This window comes from Microbulbifer mixtoriginis (SeqCode), assembly GCF_052466695.1.
In genome coordinates this window covers 1,992,590-2,012,053 of sequence record NZ_CP174285.1, presented here as the reverse complement: position 1 = coordinate 2,012,053, position 19,464 = coordinate 1,992,590, and the positions used below count along the sequence as shown (strand labels likewise).

Genomic DNA, 19,464 nt, shown 5'->3' with positions numbered 1-19,464 from the left:
AGAAAGGTTTTGAGAACAGTGGCTAGGCCGATTTGATTTCTATCGTTCCAGAGCCGTGTAGATTCTCCACCAGCTTATGGCCGCAGAGTTTTGATGGCGTGAAATAGCCCCCTTCGCTCTGATAGTCGAGGAGATATTGCATGATTGCCAGGGAACCAGAGACGGTAACATCGTAGCCGTTGGCGGTGGTGAGTCGGCCAACTTTACGCTCACCGCGACGGTCATTGCGCACTTCTCCCCAAACCCAGGTTTTCTGGCCGGCACGACGCTCTTCACTGGGGCCTCGAACAGACTTGCTCACTTTTGCTTTCAGCCAGTTTTGTAGCCACTGGGTACGAAGCAGCCAACGAAATCCATTCAGGCGCTTTAGCTTCTTTGCCCTTGCAGGGCTCATGGGGATGTAGGCCTCAATGTTTTGAATACCGGTTGAGTGGAAGGCAGTGGAGATATCGCCCCAGGGAATTGCGACAGCAAACTTTTCACCTCGGCCAAAATCGATGGTGCGGGTAAGCTGCCCATGGCCAATGGTTTCGATTTTGCCATTGCGCCGAATGGCGCCTCCCATTCCGAGGCTTTCGATAGAGGTCTTGGCTGTACCGGGGCTTAAACTCGACTCCGAGTCGAAGCCAAGCGCCAGGTGCGTGGCTGACGGTAGAGCCTTGTGTAATGCGGCAGCGAGGCAATCAGTAGGAATGACATCGAATCCCGCACCAGGGCAAAGTACGACGCCCTTGGCTTTGGCTTCATCATCAAGACGGTATGCCGTCTCATAAACGGAAATTTCACCAGTGATATCCTGGTAGTGGGTACGGGTGTTGAGGCAGGCCCTCATCATGGATTCAGCGGTAGCAGAAAATGGACCGGCGCAGTGGATAACCAGATAAACGTCCCGCAAGCTGCGTTCCAAGACTTCCGTATTAGTCAAGTCGATGGCCATGGCCGGGAGATTAAGGGCTTCTGCCAGAGGCTGTAATTTTTGAGCATTGCGACCAGCTAGAATGGGGCGATAACCCAGCGCTACAGCTTGGCGGGCAATCAGCTCACCAGTGTAACCATAGGCGCCATAGATCATAATATTCTTATTGTTCACCAGTTTTCCTTGTGGGTTCGAGAGCGGGTTGTCCGAGAGGATCCAGCTTGTTTGTCAGGCGCCAAATTTTATCGATTAATATCGGCTTCTGTCTGACACGAGAGGTTATCCCTCTGGCATTAAATGGCGCAAGACAGGGATTGGAGACTGATTGGATTTATTTATTCTGGCGCTTTTTTTACGTGGGTGTTATCCATCATTTCGAAGGCTTTTTCGAGTTTAAAGCGGGGGAATGTTTTTCCATCCTCTGAGACTGTGTCGCTAAACATAGCGTAAGGCCTAGCCGAAACAATATAGTTTCCGTAGAGAGCGCGATAGATCACCAGGAGCTCTTCTGTTTCGCTATGGATAGCTGTGTGTAGGACTTCGTAAAGATTTCCTTTGTAGTGGCGATAAAGGCCGGGTTTCATCAACAAATACCAAGTTAACTCAAATGGTGTGGAGACAGCTGTAGCTGCTCAATTCGGCGGCCGTGGAGAATTGCCACACCGGAATAGCGGTGCTCTCCAGTGGAAGTAAATTCAAACTCATAACTGCGTTGCAGGCTGATCTGGCCTCGACGGTCACGTTTTAAGCGGATGCGTACCAGCACAACCGTATCGTCGAGAAGTTGCACTCCCAGTTGTTTGCAGTGATTGGCCGCAGCGCGCCTGACATGTTCTTTTGCTGCCATATTGGCCCAGATATACCAAGCCACGGTAGCTAATAGTAATAACCAAAGTAGATTGTCGGGTGAGTAGTACATTGTTCTACAGTTGCTATGATCGCGATCCGCAAGAATAACACTGAAGGAGAGGCGATGTCTGGCACCATAATGATCACCGGCTGTAATAGAGGCATAGGTCTGGAGTTGACTGCCCAGTTTGCCAAGGATGGATGGCGTGTATTCGCCTGTTGTAGAGATCTGAAAAAGGCCGATGAACTTAACGCCTTACAGGCTAAATACCCACTGATAGAGCCCATCCAGTTGGATGTAACCGACTATGAGCAAATGATTGCTCTCAGTAAGGCCTTGAAAGGGGAGCCTATCGATATCTTGCTCAATAATGCGGGATATTACGGCCCGAAAGGCACAGGTTTTGGCAAAGTGGACCGGGAAGAATGGCGCCGCGTATTGGAGTCCAACACTATTGCGCCATACATGATGGCGGAAACTTTTTGCGATAACGTGGCGGCCAGCGACTACAAGCTGATAGCCATGATGAGTAGCAAGGTGGGCAGTATCGCCGATAACCGCTCTGGCGGTGGTTATATTTATCGAAGCTCCAAAACAGCACTCAACCAGATCGTTAAAAGCTTGTCGATTGATCTCCATGATCGCGGAATCACAGTTATGGCCCTGCACCCGGGCTGGGTGAAAACTGCGATGGGAGGTCCCGGTGCCCTGATTTCAACGGCACAAAGTGTGGCTGCCCTGAAGAAACTGCTTACGCAAGCGGGTCAGGGTAAGAGTGGACGATTTTATAATTATGATGGCAGTGAAATCCCCTGGTAATCCCCATATCTCCTCAATTGGCCTCAGTTGATCACCTACTAAGAAAACGCCCTTTGGGTAGGTAGAACCACTCCCTGAATTTGCCGCATGTTTGTACCGATTGCAAGATTGGGCAAGGATGCGGAAGAAGTCTGCTACCCGCAAATTCAAAAGACGCGAGAAAATACACTTAATGGAGGGATGACTATAGCTCCTCCACTTATTGTTATCAGTAGTCAGCGTGGCGTAGAAAGCATTTAGGCAAGGAATTGCCAGTCATTAATGCGTGCAGCGGAGATTGAGAGAAAGTAATGAATAGCGTAACTGAAAGTCTCGAACATAGTAACGGGCAATCTCAGGAACGTCTTTTTACTGGGTTGCGGATTTTTCTGAGTGCCTCTTTGGCGATTGTGGCAGCCCAGCTTGTTGGTGTGCCCAGCTGGGTGGCGGCCCTGGGTGCTGTTACCTATTTTGCCAGAGGCGGCAGCTTGCGTTCCGGTGGCTATAACCTGGCCTGTGCAGTTACAGGGCTTGGGCTAGGATTGGTCGCAATTGTGGGAACTGCAGGGTGGCAACTGGAACAACCATGGTTAGCTTTACCTATGGCCTTATTATTATCGGCCATTGGGGCCTGGGCAATGGGTTTGGTTACTGGGGTTGGCAATATTATTAGTTATGGGGTTGGTATCTTGATCGCTTTCACAGCTCAGCAACCGATCTCTTTAGATGGTTATTTCCTGCTTATTACTGCTGCTGTACTTGGCGCGATAGTCGCGGGGTTGGTTGATTTTATCTGGCCGGGAAAACTCTTTATCTCTGGATCGACGAAAAGCAAATAACTTGTGGCTGTTGAAGAAAGAGAGAGTACTCCGGACTCCCACTAAATCTGTGAAAGAATTGTTCTGAGGTATCGATAATGTTGAAGAGCATCGTATTTACAGGAGCCTTTGTTTTTTTAACTGCACTGGCTTTCACTGAGCCCGAGGCTTCCGGTCCTGAAGCAGAGTCTGAACTGGAATACCTTTTATATTAGGTTTAGTGAGTGTGAAGGATCTCTGAATTATCCGTCAGAGTTATCAGAAATAACCGTTAGAATGCACATGGGGGTGCAACATGGAAGCGACATATTGGCATGAGAAGTGGAAGAAAAATAATATAGCTTTCCACGAAGCCTCTGGAAATTCCTTACTGTCGGAGTTCTTTTCACAGCTTTCTCTCTCTAAAGGCGATAGGGTATTTGTTCCACTATGTGGCAAAACCCGTGATATCGCCTGGTTGCTCTCTGGAGGTTATCGAGTCGTCGGTGCCGAGCTGAGTGAAATGGCGGTAGAGCAACTATTTCAAGAGATGGATATAACCCCAGAAGTCGAGCAAATTGCCAACCTTAAGCGCTATAAGGCCAGTAATATTGATATTTATGTAGGGGATATTTTCGACCTGGATAAGGAAATACTACAGGAAGTTGATGGTATCTATGATCGTGCCGCATTGGTGGCGTTGCCACAAGACATTCGCCCAGTGTATGCCCAGCACCTGATGGCGATGACAAAAGTGGCCCCTCAGTTACTGATATCTTTTGAGTATGAGCAGTCTGAGTTAGCGGGTCCCCCCTTCTCCATCAGCTCTCAGGAGATTTTTGAGCGTTACAATGCGAATTACCACCTGAAGATGCTGGCCTCCAGGGATGTGCCAGGTGGCTTAAAAGGGCTAGTGCCAGCGAGGGAGGTGGCTTGGCTGCTTACCAGGCGCTAGTCGCTTAGGGCTCGCGAGGGCACAATGATGGTTAGCTGGGTAAATCAGGCAATGCCATTGTGCCGGCAATAAGCGCTTCTTTTTTATGCTTGGGCCACCTCTTGATGGCGATTTCCAATTTCAGTGCAGAAGATTTATCCTGAGTTTTTACCTGATATTCAAGTGTGAGAGGCCCTTTACCGCGAAGGGCCTTGGCCGCTTTGGCCCCGCCACCACAGTGCTCGGCAAAGCGTCGTTGAATATCTTTAGTTATTCCCGTATAGAGGGTACCGCTGGAAGTGCGGATTAAATACAAAAACCAGGCATCCATTAAAATCTTGTCCGCAAGGGGTTTTTCTCAGTTTCTTGTAGGTTAAAACGCATAGCTCAGTTAAAAAAGAGACTGCTGCTCGCCGGCTAGGGGTGGTGCATTAAATTGGCTGCTATCCAAGGATAGGCGCCGGTGATTTAACCCCAATTTCCTAATGGCGACAATAAACCGCTGCCGCAGTAACTGAGCGAAAACCCCTGTACCGGTTCTGCGTTGGGAAAAGTCACTTTGATAGTCCCGCCCACCGCGGCTCTGTTGTATCAGACTCATTACATGGTCGGCCCTTTGTGGGTAATGTAGTGATAGCCACTCACGGAAAAGTGGCGCCACCTCATGGGGTAGCCGCAGGAGGATATAGGCCGCCCTCTCGGCACCTGAATCCCGCCCGGACTTCAAAATAGCTTCCAGCTCACAGTCATTAAGTGCGGGGATCATTGGAGCTGCAAGTACGGCCGTGGGTATCCCAGCCTTGCTCAATTGTTCGATAGTACGCAGGCGGGCAGAAGGCCCCGCTGTGCGGGGTTCCAATTTCCTTTTTAAATCCCTCTCCAGAGTAGTCACACTAATTGCCACCTGAGCAAGGTTGTCCTGTGCCATCTCAGCCAAGATGGGAAGATCCCGTAAAATCAGCTGGCTCTTGGTGACAATGGTGACCGGTTGTCGAAACTGCTGCATTACTGTTAGCAATGCCTGGGTTATGCCTTTCTCTTTCTCCAGAGGCTGATATGGGTCTGTATTCGCGCCTAGTGCTATGGGACTACAGGTGTAGCTTGGTTTGCGCAGCGTCTGCTCCAACAATACGGGCGCGTTAGCCTTAAAAAAGATCTTGCTTTCGAAGTCGAGCCCTGGGGAAAGATCCATATAGGCATGAGCTGGTCTCGCGTAGCAATAGACACAACCATGCTCACAGCCACGGTAAGGATTGATAGACTGAGTAAAGGGGATGTCGGGCGATTGATTGGTGGCGATAATCGACTTGGCCTTCTCTTCAATGGCGGTAGTCAGTAGTCGCTCCAGAGGCTCAGCCTCGGTTTGCCAACCATCGCTTTCCCGTGTACTGATGTGCTCGGCAAAACGACCAGTGATATTACTGGCGGCTCCGCGCCCTTTATGTAAGGGCTGAGGATTGTTTGATTCTATTTTTTTCATCGGAACTAGGGTGCTGTATGTTTGTACAGTTTACGGTTTTGGTTCAGTACAAAGCAATAGCCAATCAATCTTTGTAATTGTCTATCCGCGGCTACTTAGTCAGCTCACTTAGGAGATGGAATCTACGAATGGCTCAGGTCCAACCTTTCAGGATTGATATACAAGAATCTCAGCTGGCTGATATGCACCGAAGGATACGGGAGGCACGTTGGCCTGAGGCAGAAACCGTAGATGGATGGGCGCAGGGAATCCCTTTGAATTATCTTAAGGATTTCTGTGATTATTGGCTAAATGACTATGACTGGTATTCCACTCAGCAGAGGCTGAATCAATATGACCAGTTCATAACAAGCATTCACGGCCTGGAAATTCATCTAATTCATGTCAAAAGCAGTCATAGAAGCGCCACGCCAATCGTAATAACCCATGGTTGGCCCAGTTCTTTTGTGGAATTTCTCAAAGTGATAGGGCCCCTGACTGAGCCGACTCAATATGGGGGGAGTGCTGAGGAGGCTTTCCATGTGGTATGCCCATCGCTCCCTGGTTTCGCTTTTTCGGGTAAGCCTGCAACGACGGGGTGGGGTATCCCAAGAATTGCCGCTGCCTGGGATACCCTAATGCATCGCCTAGGGTATCAATCGTACTTGGCTCAAGGGGGAGATTGGGGCCGGTCGGTGACCACTGAAATTGGCATACAGAATCTGGGCGCGTGCAGGGCTATTCATATCAATAATCCCAAGGAAGAGCCAACCGCTGAAGCCTTGCAGTGGCCCAGCGAGGAAGAGAAGGAGGCTCTGGCTGGAATACGATTCTTCAATTGTTGGGATTCCGGTTTTGCCAAGGAACAGAGTACCCGCCCTCAAACACTGGGGTATAGTCTTGCGGATTCTCCCATAGGACAGGCTGCCTGGATATTAGAGAAGTTTCATTTATGGAGCAATTGCCAGGGAACTTTGGAGAGTATTTTTACCAGGAATGAATTACTAGACAATATCATGCTTTATTGGCTGACAAATACAGCGGCCTCTTCTGCGCGACTATTTTGGGAAAGCTTCGATGCCCCCTATGGCCCCGATCAGGAAAAGGTAGTGCAATTGCCTACTGGAGTCAGTATTTATCCTGGGGAGATGGTAAGAATACCCCGTTCTTGGGCTGAGGGGCGTTATAAGAACATTTGTTATTGGAATCATTTGAAACGGGGAGGGCACTTTTCGGCTTTTGAACAGCCCGAATTATATGTCGAGGAAATAAGGGCCTGGAAGAGAAGCTTGCAGTAGAAGCTGGTAACTTCTCCCCATTAAGATAGCCCTCACCCTTCAAGGCGAGAGCCGGCCCCCCATAAAGTTCTCATCCATTGATAAGAGCCTCAGTGTTACGCAGACAGAAACTGGCATCACTTGGTCATATCAAAAATTGGTAGAGTTTCTCTACTAATTGGCTACAGATTATTTCCTCAGTTTCCAATACGAAAGGGTTTTATTGAGCTTAATGAATCTAATTGCCGAGATATCAATTATTCTGGGGCCAATTTGGGATTACGAGACACTTTCGGTCTCGGGGTTATATTTAGGTGGCATGGTTAGTCCGGGTCGCTCATCATCCCAAATCATATTGACTATTTTCCATGAACGCCCATCGTGATAAAGCTGAATGCTGTTTATCCCCCGCTTGATAAACTGGGTTTTATCACTATCTCTCCAGGCTTCGTAACTACTGAATGCGTGAGCGATATTGCCGAAAGACTCAATAATATTGTGAATTTCTACCTCATAAAAAGCGGCATCTCCAACCACCCTCTGAAAATTTTCAGGGTAATCCTGGATATTCATGACCAGCGCCTGGGGATTACCTTCACCATCTAAAGAGGTTCGAATGACTTTAGCGTAAGGTGTGAATAGCGATAATTGTTTTTTCCAGTCGCGCTTGAATCCTTCTGGGCCAGAAATCACTTGATACAATTCTGTAAGAAGCACTCTGATTTCACTATGAGATCTCATTTCTAAATCCCTCTAGGTTTTTTAGGGGCTACTACTGTTTTATTGTTTAACTTTTACCTGTAAAACATTTTGTATTACTTTCTGGCTCGGAAGGGAGCCAGGATAAGATTTTCCACCCTTCTTCAGTCTTGGCCAATGTATAAGTGCTGCATTGATGATCCAGAACCTGTCTTTCTGAGCTGTAGCGTTTAAGCAGTATTGTTGTAACGGACATATTCTCACCCTGAAAGAATGTCTTGAATTCAAGGATCTCGGAATTTTTATAGCCTCGCTTGGCTAGACCATCACGTATTTTAGATAGTACTTCTTCTACTTGTGCTGAATCTTGTGGGGTTAAAATGTGTGGGCCAAAGATAAAGTGAGGTGATTCTGTGAAGAAGTGAGATGCGGAGCCTTTTATGTTGTTCGAAGAAAATTCATTAATGAAGTCTGTGATATGTTCTTCGACTGTGGGCTCTGCGAGTGATTGAAAGCTGGTACACATGAGCAAGGTTGCTAGGAGAATAATTCTTTTCAACTTGATTTCCTTTAGTTAAATTGGGGTAACTCTCTTAGGGTTCGCCATTCTCAGTAGCGCTTATTTATCTTGATTGCGTCCCAATAATAATCATTCTTTTAAGATGATAAATTAAATAATATTCGAGTGTAAATATGTCCTTGTTCTTAGCGATGTTTGGGTTTTCTCTCACTATGTCGATTACGCCAGGGCCTGTAAACATGGTAATCGTCTCATCTGGAGTGCAGTATGGTTTTGCTCGTACCATTCCATTTGTATCTGGGGCGACAATAGGATTTACCTTACTGCTTGCCATGATCGGCTTTGGACTTTACCAGGTATTGGAGCGTTATCCACAGGTGTTGCAGTATCTTGCTATCGCTGGATCACTCTATGTCATCTATCTGGGGTACAAGGTTGCCAGCGGGCCCACGGAAGAGATAGCTGTTTCTGAACGTACCCTGCCGCGCTTCCATGAGGGGTTTCTTCTGCAATGGTTAAATCCAAAGGCATGGATTGCCTGTGTATCTGGTGTTGCCTTGTTTTCAAGCCCACAGAGTAACAGTTTATTTTATTTTGTGGGGATTTATTTTTTTGTCTGTTATTTGTCATTAACCGCCTGGGCACTTATGGGGGATAGAATCAGGCTGGTGTTAGGGACTGAAGTGAGAATTAAAATATTTAATAGAGTGATGGGGGCGTTGTTAGCAACTTCCGCAATCTATCTGCTATACAGTCAATTTCTTGAAAAATAGCGCCTTACAGCTAAGGTGCTTGGCTCGACTGGTGAGCCGGATCTCTTGCGACCATATCGTTACATATATTCATTCATTGTAGTTTCTAACCCTGTGAGATTGATGTTCGCAATGACATAGGGAAGCCGGGAGGGAATATTGATTTTTGATTAAGCCTTATATTATTTCTTTTCTATACTAATTGGCAGTAACCTCCCTTTAGGGGCGAGTCTGCTATGGAAAAAACAAAACCTTTTCGTAAGCTTGGGGCTCAGGAGGCTCTCTTTGTAGAGTTGACCGAGAGGTCTAAGGGTGCAGTACAACTGGTTGTCTTCTTCAGAGCATGCAAGTCTATAGGTGTTGAAGAGTTAATGGAGGGGATGGAATACCTACATAATCGTCATCTAATGCTCCGTTCTCGTGTGGAAAAAAAATCTTATGCTCAATGGTTCTGTGATGTAGGATTCCGAGATATTCCTACTGAGATTAAGAGCGATACATCTTCTTTTGATTATCAAGCAGAGTTTAACCGATTGGGAAATGAAATTCTTGAGTTAGATAAATATAGTTATCGCTTGACGATTTACACCGATAAGCATGGATGTGTCATGTGGGTTGCTCTTGTTGTAAGTCATGCTGCCATTGATGGACGTTCAGCATTAATTTTGATTCGTGATTTGGATAGGTTCTTGAGGGGGCAGCAAAAAAACCAGTTTTCCGCCTCCATAATGGATAAATCTATGGTGGAATATATTAGCTCAAGGCAGAGGCTTAAAAAGCCACAATTATCCGTTTACAACAATAATTGTAAAACCGTAAAATGGCCGGTTGAAAAGGCTGAACATGCTTCCTCTCGGAGTGGGTGCTCTATTTATCGGCTTCTCCCTAAAAAGCTGTACGATCATTTTTGTTTGCTTGCAAAACAGGAGAATGTTCAAACGACTTCAATCTATAGTGCTATTGCTGTCCTCGCTGCAAGATCGTTACCAAGCTTCCATCCCATGACAGAATTAATGTTACCTATTAATGCCCAATACTTGTGTAAATCTCAAATAGAACAAGATGTTGTAGGAGAGTGTACGACTACGATAACTTTATCCTTATCCGCAAAAGATACCAGCCTCGATTTGTTGAGTCTTGCACGGCTAATACAAAAAAAAGTTCGTTTATGTTTAAGGCGTAATAGTTTTTTTGAGCCTCCTGTGAAGCTCGATTATAGGCTCGTGGAGATAGAAGATCTGGCTGAGTATTATGCTTCTAAAAAAAACTATTTCCCGTCAGGTCTTTGTGTTTCTAATGTGGGGGATGTGTTTGGGTATACGGGTTTATTGGAATTCTTTGATTTTGGTTTGGTTATGACTGTTCAAACTCATGGGGCGCACCCAATAATGCTGGTGACTTACGCTCTAGGTGGGGAAGGTGTTTTTGTTTTTGGTTATTGTGAGCCACTTATCAGTAAGGAGAGTGCGCTTAAATATGTGAAAACTTACATGGAGTTAATTACCGATATTTCCAATGATTATGCTGTTGAATAAAGCTGCTTTAAAAGTATAGCAGTTCTTCCTAAGTTTATAGTTAATAGATGCATTCCTGAATCCCCCAGTTTTTTACTCTCATTTGAGTTGTTTCCAGAGTATAAGGTTTCTCAAGTTTGCGGTGATTGCCGACAGTAGAGGTTAGATAGGCTATTGATTGTAGATGAATAGATTTAAGGGTTTACAGGTATATTGACTGCACCTTGGATATCGGTCTCTTTTTGTTTAAAGAATTTTAAATGAAAATACGTTTGGGTGTGTCGATATTAAGTAATCTATTTATTTTTCTATACTAATTAAATAGTCATCTTAACCTGTGATGTACATCTGTGCAGGACTGAAGCTATGCAATCAGAGCCATATTCACGAGAGTTAGGTGCGGTCGAGGCCTTGATGGTCGAGTTTGCCAGGGAGTGTCATGGTGGGACTCAAATTGTCTCCTTTATTAAGGTACTTCAACCATTAAATGTGAAGACTTTGCAAGACGGGCTGGCCTGGGTGCACCATTTGCATCCTATGTTGAGAGCAAGGGTTAAATTGGGGGCGAATTTCGAATGGCATTGTAATGTGGACTTTAGCTCAATCCCTTTAGAAATTTATGTGCTTGATCATGGTTTCAATTTTGAGTTGGAGTATGTGAGGCAGTCTAAAAAAATTATAGATATAGAAAAGTATACTTATATGATTACACTTTACATTGGTAATAACCAGTGTGTGGAATGGATTTCCTTAGTTGCAAATCATGCGGCTATTGACGGTAGATCAATAATGGTCTTGTTCTTTTATCTAGATTTATATTTGAATAAAGGTGGAAACCTAGAGCTAGAGCCGCTGCCATTATGTAAGCCTATAGAGGAATATCTCAAGGAAGCGGGGTACAGTGGTGGTGATCATCTGCTTCTACCAGGTAAGGACTATCTTGCATGGCCGGTCGAGCAAACCGCAGACTTGGCCAGGCGTCAAAGTAGAGCAATCCTGCGTACTCTATGTTTCGATGATGTAGAAAAATTAGCCTTAATAATCAAAGAGAAAAAAATAGGTTTTACTGCGCTGTTCAGTGCTTTGGCAGTTATTTCATCTCAGCAGTTGGCCAATCATCGATCCTGGACAGAGATCGTATTGCCAATGGATGTACGTGGTCTGTGTAAACCAAAGATAGGTTTAAATGTTATTGGGGCCTTTACCGCGATAACAACTGTGGAAGTTTCACCGCACAATTCTGGTGTGGGAGTTTTGGACTTGGCCAGAGAAATACAAAATAATTTGAATGAAAGATTTAATCCCGGCGAGTTGAAAGGCTTGATTTTTGAGTCTAGTTGCAGGCTAAAAGATATCATGCAAGCTGCAAATGAATACTCCCATAAAAGAGAGTCATTTCCAGCGGGCATTTGTGTTTCGAATTTAGGCAGTATGAGAGGATTGTGTGGTGAATTGAAACATTTTGATATAGCTGCTGGTATGCTTGTTCAAAATCATGGTCACTACCCTATGATGGTGATTGCCTATACTACCAATCAAAATGGGGTATTTGTTTTTGGGTATTGTGAGCCACTTATTAGTAAAAATAGTGCGAAAGCTATGGCTGATCAGTATATGGAGTTATTGCAAGAGCTTGTTTGTTCCTCATGAGGTCTGAACTGATGAACCCTTGTTTGTTCAATTTTTAAATTGATATATTGCCGTTCATTTCCCCCCTTTCTCCTATACTGAATACTGATTGTGTAGCCTTTCTATACGACAACTTCCACCAATATAGGGCTCAAACATGCACTTAGAGCCATTTTTTCTCGAGCGGCATTCCCAAGATACTAACTCTAAGAGGGTGACTGTTAGGTCGGATTTCGGGGGTCAAATTTCACTTTCTAAGCGGGGGAGCATCAAACCTCTGAGCAGTACTAGTGCTGACTTTCTATTGAGTAATGTTGTTCGTCAGGGTGAGAGATCCTTGTGATGTGGTTCGGTTGGATGAATATTAGTCATGAACTTTATCGGCATTTTTGATGAGTTATCGACCCTAATAAATTGTGATTGCTAGGAATTTTTACAAGTTGATCAAAGTCATCAAATCATATGTAGCTAAGGCCTTGTGGTTATTTAGGAGTTTATTAATTAGCTGGCGGGAAAGAGTTAATTTCATAGTGCTTTATACAGATGATGGCACAAGGTTGTATCCTTCTGAGGAGATGGGTGATAGTACATTCCACTGGAGAGTAAACTTGTGAATGATGTGGTTGTCATTGTAGGGCAAGGGCTCTATTTGTCTGTGGCAGCAATTATTGGTTTGGGTATTTCCCGGATATTAAGAATTGATAATACACTAGGATGCTTATTGGCTGGTGTATTGGCTGCTTTTCTGTTACCGGTAATCGATTATGATACAGGGTTGAGGGCAACCAGCTTAAGGGAATTGGTTTTTTTTGTGATTTTGCCCGTTCTAATTTTTGAGTCTGCTTGGCAGCTGGAGCCAAGGATTTTAAAGCGCTGGATTGGTCCGATTCTATTATTTTCGACTCTAGGGTTAGTCATTTGTGCCTTCCTGATCGCAGCAATTACTTATTATGGAATTGGCCATCCGGCGGGATTTCCCTGGATAGCGGCATTGTTGACTGGTGCTATTCTGGCGGCTACCGATCCTGTAGCGGTAGTGAATAAGTTGCGACAAGAAAAAACTGGGGAAGATTTACTTTCTCTTGTTGAAGGGGAAAGCTTATTTAATGATGCCGCAGCGGTAGTCCTTTATTCTCTGGTCCTAGGGTTGGCCACTTACTCAATTGTACAGGGGACCGGAGTAAGCGCTGAGGCTCCATCGCTGAGTGTTAGTTCAGTAACGCTGTATTTCTGCATGATATTCTTTGGTGGCGTTGCCGTAGGCTTGATTTTGGGGTTGCTGACAACACTGGTTATTTTGTTCCTACGAACACCAAGTGCAGCATTAATGACTCTAGTGATTGTGGCTTTTGGTAGCTTTTACCTTGCGGAAAGCATTTTGCATGTATCTGGTATTATTTCTGTTATGACCTGTGCCATAGTGGCTAGAGCCTGCTTGCGAAAACAAAGGAAAACCTATCTGGTAGATGCAGAAACCACTTGGGAGTGGTTGGGGCTTCTCTTTACTTCAATTATTTTTGTGATCATGGGGTTGGTCATTACTTTCGAAATGTTTACCCATCAATGGTTGGCGATGTTAATTGCCACGGCCGCAGCACTGGGCGCTCGGGCCCTGTCGGTGGTGCTGGTAGCACCATTAACGCGCTTCGTGGGTCCGCCAATTCCAAAGTCTTGGCGACTGCTGATGAGTTGGGGTGGCTTGCGTGGAGTGATTGCTGTAGCCCTGGTACTTTCCCTTCCCGTTGAATTGCCCTACTGGTGGACTATCCAATCTATGGTTTTTGGTGTAGTACTTTTTTCCTTGCTGGTGCAAGGAACTACCAGCGGGCGTTTAATAAGAAAGCTGGATATCTAAAGCTTAACTACTGGGTTTTTTCTGTTTGATTATGGGCAGGAGTAATCTGGGAATAAAGTTCGAGAGATGTTATTGATATTTCTGCTTAATTGCGTTGTGATTTAAGGTTTATCGTTTCCTGTTGTGCTTTTCTATTTACGTTAAGGCGGTTTTTAGTAAGAGCCTGCTTCAGGTAGGGATGATTTGAATGAGATAAACTGGTTGGCTGTAGTTTTTGGGGACTCAAGCATTGGTAAATGCCCAATGTCTTTGATCAGCTGTAGTTGGGAGTTAATAATTTCTCTCGATAAGATTGTGCCTGCGCCAGGATGAAGTATTCTATCCTTATCGCCCCAGGTGATTAAAGTAGGCTTGGAAAACCCCTTTAATCTTCCCTCTAGTGGAGATGAAAATTTGATACTTCCATCTTTTATCTGATGAATATCTTTAAATATCTTTTGGTACAGTGAAAAGTTATTTTCAGCTATTTTTGATAGCTCTGATATTGCAAAGCCTGGTATAAAAGGTCTTTTGTGGAAAACATTATCTAATAGCGATTCATACTCCTCTCTGTTCTTGGACAGAATAACAGGTAATTCATCGCGTAAAATTTGCTCAAACATTGGACTGCTGGGTGAACTTTCCACTCCAAGAGGGTTTAAAAGCCATAAGCTATTTATCTTTTCTGGAAACTCTACAGCATAGTTTCCAGCTATGTATCCACCCATTGAATTGCCTGCAAGGTGAAAGTGCTCTAAACCCATTGCATTCACAAAGCTGTTCAGGCGTTGAGTTTGGGGTAGGACATCATAGTTTAAGTCTGGATCTTTAAAGCTCTCTCCAAATCCAGGTAAATCGGGTGCAATGATCTGAAAGTGTGGGGTTAAATATCTGGCTAAGCGAACCCAATTATCTTTGTCAGCCCCGAAACCATGTAAGAGAACGAGCGGTGTACCTGACCCACCCTGCAAGTAACTAATTTCCCCCTCTTCAATTTCAATTTTTTTGAGCTTTAGGCCCGATATTTTTCTTTCAGCAAAAGTTCCAAGCGTGAAAAGTGTATGGGTAATGGAAGTTAAATTCATTGTATTGGTTGTAGTGGTTATAATTACTTAACTGAAAAATCGATGTTGCTCAGTAGGATATTGATCATTCATTGATCAGCCCATTTGATTGATATCCACATTGGTTATAAATTTTGAGTCAACGATTTAGTTGTTTGAAGTTTGTATAATCCTTCAATACTAACAGGGCTGTAAAGGCTATCAAATTGGAATGTATGATATGGACCTATTTTGGCACATAATATTTCCTCAAGAGAAGATGTTGGATTTCTGCTAACTTGCAGAGAAAGGATGCCGGGTTCAATAGATATGCTATGAGCATATTGCTAGGTTGCCATTGCCAGCCAGTGTTGTTTTTCGTGTCTAAAGCATTTAATTGCCAATCACTCTTTTTTAGATCAACATAATTGGATTGTCTAATGCTATCCATAACGCCACTGAGAGCAAGCTCAAAGAAAATAGCATTCCCTGTACTCTTTGGCTTCTATCATTAGTGGCGAATTTTGCGAGTGCACTTCCGAATACAATCCAGCAGAGGTGTGTTGATAGATTAAGGATAGTCATTAGTGCGATTAGTAATAGGATGGTTGTGGTGGGTTCGTACTGAAGGTTAGGCGCAAAGATAGAAAACATGGTAAATGTTATAATCCAGCCTTTAACGTTTAGAATTTGAATCAACATTCCATTCCATATTGAAATCTTCGGCGCTTCTCCCTGGCTCAGTGGCGACTTAGGTTTGGCGAAATGATAAGCGAGATAGATTAGATAGATTACACCGCCAACTTGAAGTGCTCTTAAGGCAAAAGGGTAGCTGGTTAACCAAGTCATTAAGCCAAAGCCAACTAAGAACCCTTTCACAATAAAAATAAAATCTATTCCGGCCATTAGTGGCAGTGACCTGCGGATACCCAAGCTTGCGCCGGCTGCAGCGAAGGTGATATTGGCAGGACCAGGGCTAAAGATAAGTGGAAACATAACAGCCATCCACGCGAGAACAAATTTCATACTCATAAGACGTACCTATGCCAAACATTCAGAAGTTACCAGTTGAGGGTTGTGGAAACAGCTTTACTGGCGGTGAGGGATGAGTCTATAGAGAGGAGCTATTACTATCTTGTATAAAATTGCGCTATATCGATTTTAGATAACGCCCAGGCGTAATACCAAAAGTCTTCTTGAAGTTTCTACTCATATGGCTTTGATCAAAGAAACCACACTCAGTTGCTGCTGTGGCAGCATTTAGCCCTTGCTGTAGCAAAAGGCGGACCTGATGAATTTTGTAAAGAACCAAAAATTGATGGGGAGCTATACCATAGTGCTTGCTAAAGCAGCGGATTAATTGGTATTGGCTCATTTCCGTGAGCTGACATAGTTGCTCAAGGGTTACGTTGTATTGCCAGTGATCACACAAATAGTTGCGGATTTTTATTGCGGCTGAGATATCTTTTGTACTTCGAAGGCTGATGTTCTGGTCGCCATGATTGGCGAATAGCTTGGTAAGCGCCAACGTTAAAAGGCTATCTACGGCAAGCGGTAAGTGAGTACCATTCAGGCTGCAGTGAAGTTGAAAGAGTAGCTTGAAAAGCTCAGGATCATGAATAATAGGGCCCTTAAGGAAAGGCATCGGGGTTTTACCAGGGCTACTATGTTGCTGCAATATTTGTGTAACCAGCTTTGTATCAAAATAAAACATCCGGTAATGCCAGCCTTGCTCGCTACCGCTGTAACCTGTATGTATTTCACCGGGGTTAATGGCGACAATGTTCCCCTGGGGGATGATATTACTTTGCCCGCGATAATCTAATTTCTCCGCGCCTGCCTGGATAATGCCAATGGCTAATTCATCGTGCCAATGTTTATTAAAGGCAAAACTGCGAAAGTGTGCATGAAATAGTTCTATGCCACTGTGTTTTGGGCTACGCCAAATCGCCGAAAATTCCTTTTGCATCTATAGGTCTAATTCATCAGATCTTATTTATCAATACAGCTGTTTCAGCTGCGAGCATTACAAGATACAAAAAGAGGAAGAGCTGGGCAAAAAATCTATTAGTAGAGGGGAAAGCGGGAGGTAAGGCCGTGGAGTTATCCACGGCCAAGAGCAATAGTTATTGCCAGTTGAGGATCACTTTGCCGGACTCACCAGAGCCCATGGTGTCGAAGCCTTTCTGGAAATCGTCGATTGGGAACTGGTGGGTAATAATCGGGGTCAGGTCCAGACCGGATTGAATCAGGCTGGCCATCTTGTACCAGGTTTCGAACATTTCGCGGCCGTAGATCCCTTTTATGATCAAACCTTTGAAGATGACCTGGCTCCAGTCAATAGCCATTTCTCCGGCGGGAATACCGAGCATGGCGATCTTGCCACCGTGGTTCATTGCCTCGAGCATATCGCGGAAGGCAACGGGAACCCCGGACATTTCCAAGCCCACATCGAAGCCTTCGCTCATGCCCAATTCTGTCATCACATCTTTAAGGTTTTCCTTGGAGACATTCACGGCACGGGTGGCCCCCATCTTGCGGGCCAGATCCAGGCGATATTCGTTGATATCAGTGATGACCACATGGCGTGCGCCAACATGTTTGGCGACTGCTGCGGCCATAATGCCGATAGGACCGGCGCCGGTGATCAATACATCTTCGCCCACCAGATCGAAAGAGAGGGCGGTGTGTACGGCGTTACCGAGGGGGTCAAAAATGGAAGCCAGCTCATCGGAGATGTTGTCTGGAATTTTAAAAGCGTTTAATGCCGGGATTACCAAGTATTCGGCAAAAGCGCCCTGGCGGTCCACACCAACACCGTAAGTGTTACGGCAAAGGTGGCGGCGGCCGGCGCGGCAGTTACGGCAGTGGCCACAGGTGATATGCCCTTCGCCGGAAACGCGGTCGCCCACTTCAAAACCGGCAACTTCCTGGCCCATACCAACTACTTCACCCACATATTCGTGCCCCACTACCATGGGCACTGGGATGGTCTTTTGCGACCACTCATCCCAGTTATAAATATGCATGTCGGTGCCGCAGATGGCGGTTTTGTGAATTTTGATCAGCAGGTCGTTATGGCCCGGCTCGGGGATTTCCACATCGGTAAGCCAAATACCCACTTCAGACTTCAGTTTAGAAAGTGCTTTCATTGTCATTAAAACTACAAAAAGAAAGGCGCAGCACCATCTGGCAATAGGATTGATCCGTTGTTAGACAGCGCCGCGATTATTTGGGAATTAAATAATTTTCAGCTCGCGGCCCACTTCAATGAAGGCATCAATGCACTGATCGAGTTGCTCTTGAGTGTGCGCCGCAGACATCTGGGTGCGAATACGGGCTTGGCCTTTAGGTACTACAGGGTAGAAGAAGCCCACTACATAAATGCCGCGCTCCAGCATCTTGTCTGCCATTTTTTGAGCCAGAGCGGCATCGCCGATCATGACCGGAATAATTGGATGGTCGGCACCGGCCAGGGTGAAGCCAGCTTCGGACATGCGCTTGCGGAAATACGCAGAGTTTTCGCGTAACCGCTCCCGCAGTTCACCACCTTCCATTAGCATATCGAGCACTTTCAGGGAGGCAGTGACAATAGCTGGGGCTACTGAGTTGGAGAACAGGTAGGGGCGAGAGCGCTGGCGCAGCAGATCGATAATTTCCTTGCGGCCAGAGGTGAAACCGCCGGAAGCACCGCCCAGGGCCTTGCCCAGAGTGCCAGTAATAATATCGATACGATTGATGACGTCACAGTATTCGTGGGTGCCGCGGCCGTGTTCACCGAGGAAGCCTACCGCGTGGGAGTCGTCGACCATCACCAGGGCATTGTAGCGGTCAGCCAGATCGCAAATCGCTTTTAGGTCGGCGATCACACCATCCATGGAGAAGACACCATCGGTGGCGATCAGCTTGGTTTTGGCGCCTTCGGCGTCAGCTGCCTGTAGTTGTTTCTCCAACTCCGCCATATTGTTGTTGGCGTAGCGGTAGCGCTTGGCCTTACACAGACGAACGCCGTCAATAATTGAAGCGTGGTTCAGGGCATCGGAGATTATTGCATCCTCTGGACCCAGCAGGGTTTCGAAAAGGCCACCATTGGCATCAAAACAGGAGGTGTAGAGGATGGTGTCTTCGGTGTGTAGGAATTCTGACAGGCGCGATTCCAGTGCCTTGTGGATGTCCTGGGTACCACAGATAAAGCGCACTGAGGCCATACCGAAACCGTACTGGTCCAGGCCTTCTTTGGCGGCTTTGATCAGGTCCGGGTGATCGGCCAGGCCCAGGTAGTTATTGGCACAGAAGTTCAGTACCTGGGTGTCGTTGTTCACCTGTATCTCGGCGGCCTGCTGGGAGGTAATGATCCGCTCCCGCTTATAGAGGCCGTCGGCTTCAATTTGTTTTAGCTCGTTGCGCAGGTGCTCAAAGAATTGTTCTGGCTTGGACATGAT

General features: G+C 45.6%; 20 protein-coding genes. 8 read left to right on the top strand and 12 right to left on the bottom strand.

The annotated features are described in order from the left end of the window. Positions 1-22: 22 nt before the first annotated feature. The 3 genes from ACJJI0_RS08915 to ACJJI0_RS08905 form a co-directional block, all read right to left on the bottom strand. Positions 23-1,090 carry a saccharopine dehydrogenase family protein gene (locus ACJJI0_RS08915; RefSeq protein ID WP_444885583.1) on the bottom strand — a complete coding sequence of 356 codons (1,068 nt, stop codon included), beginning with the start codon at positions 1,088-1,090 and terminating at the stop codon, positions 23-25. 161 nt (positions 1,091-1,251) lie between these two features. After that, positions 1,252-1,500 (bottom strand): DUF1653 domain-containing protein, encoded by a 249-nt coding sequence (locus tag ACJJI0_RS08910; RefSeq protein WP_252085197.1) that lies wholly within the window; start codon positions 1,498-1,500, stop codon positions 1,252-1,254. Between the two features lie 14 nt (positions 1,501-1,514). Continuing rightward, positions 1,515-1,835, bottom strand: a complete 321-nt coding sequence (locus ACJJI0_RS08905) for a DUF3301 domain-containing protein (RefSeq protein WP_444885582.1) — start codon at positions 1,833-1,835, stop codon at positions 1,515-1,517. Positions 1,836-1,889: 54 nt separating this feature from the next. Here ACJJI0_RS08905 and ACJJI0_RS08900 point away from each other — a divergent pair, with 54 nt between their 5' ends. From ACJJI0_RS08900 to tmpT, 3 genes are all read left to right on the top strand, one after another. Then, entirely contained in the window at positions 1,890-2,585 is a 696-nt protein-coding gene (locus ACJJI0_RS08900; RefSeq protein ID WP_444885581.1) for an SDR family oxidoreductase, read from the top strand. 290 nt (positions 2,586-2,875) lie between these two features. Next, positions 2,876-3,403: a DUF1097 domain-containing protein gene (locus ACJJI0_RS08895; RefSeq protein WP_444885580.1), complete on the top strand. Its 528-nt coding sequence runs from the start codon at positions 2,876-2,878 to the stop codon at positions 3,401-3,403. Positions 3,404-3,677: 274 nt separating this feature from the next. Beyond that, the gene (gene tmpT, locus ACJJI0_RS08890) at positions 3,678-4,316 is read left to right on the top strand and encodes a thiopurine S-methyltransferase (protein ID WP_444885579.1); all 639 of its coding nucleotides are present in this window, start codon (positions 3,678-3,680) and stop codon (positions 4,314-4,316) included. 31 nt (positions 4,317-4,347) lie between these two features. Here tmpT and ACJJI0_RS08885 read toward each other — a convergent pair whose 3' ends face one another. Both ACJJI0_RS08885 and ACJJI0_RS08880 read right to left on the bottom strand, forming a co-directional pair. After that, positions 4,348-4,626 (bottom strand): GIY-YIG nuclease family protein, encoded by a 279-nt coding sequence (locus ACJJI0_RS08885; protein ID WP_444885578.1) that lies wholly within the window; start codon positions 4,624-4,626, stop codon positions 4,348-4,350. Between the two features lie 60 nt (positions 4,627-4,686). Continuing rightward, positions 4,687-5,775, bottom strand: coding sequence for a PA0069 family radical SAM protein (locus ACJJI0_RS08880; RefSeq protein WP_444885577.1), 1,089 nt, complete (start codon positions 5,773-5,775; stop codon positions 4,687-4,689). 128 nt (positions 5,776-5,903) lie between these two features. Between ACJJI0_RS08880 and ACJJI0_RS08875 the strand changes: the two genes are divergently transcribed. Beyond that, positions 5,904-7,052 carry an epoxide hydrolase family protein gene (locus tag ACJJI0_RS08875; protein ID WP_444885576.1) on the top strand — a complete coding sequence of 383 codons (1,149 nt, stop codon included), beginning with the start codon at positions 5,904-5,906 and terminating at the stop codon, positions 7,050-7,052. A 258-nt stretch (positions 7,053-7,310) separates the two neighbouring features. On the opposite strand, the gene ACJJI0_RS08870 is transcribed toward ACJJI0_RS08875, so the two are convergent. Continuing rightward, a complete protein-coding gene (locus ACJJI0_RS08870) occupies positions 7,311-7,772 on the bottom strand; it encodes a hypothetical protein (RefSeq protein ID WP_444885575.1) in 462 nt (153 codons plus the stop codon). 46 nt (positions 7,773-7,818) lie between these two features. Further along, the gene (locus ACJJI0_RS08865; protein WP_444885574.1) at positions 7,819-8,289 is read right to left on the bottom strand and encodes a DUF6841 family protein; all 471 of its coding nucleotides are present in this window, start codon (positions 8,287-8,289) and stop codon (positions 7,819-7,821) included. A gap of 134 nt (positions 8,290-8,423) precedes the next feature. On the opposite strand from ACJJI0_RS08865, the gene ACJJI0_RS08860 reads away from it, so the two are divergent. From ACJJI0_RS08860 to ACJJI0_RS08845, 4 genes are all read left to right on the top strand, one after another. Beyond that, positions 8,424-9,023, top strand: a complete 600-nt coding sequence (locus ACJJI0_RS08860; protein WP_444885573.1) for a LysE family translocator — start codon at positions 8,424-8,426, stop codon at positions 9,021-9,023. Between the two features lie 215 nt (positions 9,024-9,238). After that, positions 9,239-10,537 carry a condensation domain-containing protein gene (locus ACJJI0_RS08855; RefSeq protein WP_444885572.1) on the top strand — a complete coding sequence of 433 codons (1,299 nt, stop codon included), beginning with the start codon at positions 9,239-9,241 and terminating at the stop codon, positions 10,535-10,537. 345 nt (positions 10,538-10,882) lie between these two features. Beyond that, on the top strand, positions 10,883-12,166 hold the full coding sequence (locus tag ACJJI0_RS08850; RefSeq protein WP_444885571.1) for a hypothetical protein: 1,284 nt from the start codon (positions 10,883-10,885) through the stop codon (positions 12,164-12,166). Between the two features lie 589 nt (positions 12,167-12,755). Next, positions 12,756-14,000 (top strand): cation:proton antiporter, encoded by a 1,245-nt coding sequence (locus tag ACJJI0_RS08845; RefSeq protein WP_444885570.1) that lies wholly within the window; start codon positions 12,756-12,758, stop codon positions 13,998-14,000. A gap of 152 nt (positions 14,001-14,152) precedes the next feature. Here the strand turns inward: ACJJI0_RS08845 and ACJJI0_RS08840 are convergent, their stop codons facing one another. The 5 genes from ACJJI0_RS08840 to ACJJI0_RS08820 form a co-directional block, all read right to left on the bottom strand. Continuing rightward, on the bottom strand, positions 14,153-15,064 hold the full coding sequence (locus ACJJI0_RS08840) for an alpha/beta fold hydrolase (protein WP_444885569.1): 912 nt from the start codon (positions 15,062-15,064) through the stop codon (positions 14,153-14,155). Positions 15,065-15,436: 372 nt separating this feature from the next. Then, entirely contained in the window at positions 15,437-16,054 is a 618-nt protein-coding gene (locus tag ACJJI0_RS08835) for a LysE family translocator (protein ID WP_444885568.1), read from the bottom strand. A gap of 118 nt (positions 16,055-16,172) precedes the next feature. Continuing rightward, entirely contained in the window at positions 16,173-16,991 is an 819-nt protein-coding gene (locus ACJJI0_RS08830) for an AraC family transcriptional regulator (RefSeq protein WP_444885567.1), read from the bottom strand. 157 nt (positions 16,992-17,148) lie between these two features. Continuing rightward, on the bottom strand, positions 17,149-18,174 hold the full coding sequence (gene tdh / locus ACJJI0_RS08825) for an L-threonine 3-dehydrogenase, zinc-binding type (protein ID WP_444885566.1): 1,026 nt from the start codon (positions 18,172-18,174) through the stop codon (positions 17,149-17,151). A gap of 87 nt (positions 18,175-18,261) precedes the next feature. Next, positions 18,262-19,461: a glycine C-acetyltransferase gene (locus tag ACJJI0_RS08820; RefSeq protein ID WP_444885565.1), complete on the bottom strand. Its 1,200-nt coding sequence runs from the start codon at positions 19,459-19,461 to the stop codon at positions 18,262-18,264. Positions 19,462-19,464: the final 3 nt, after the last annotated feature.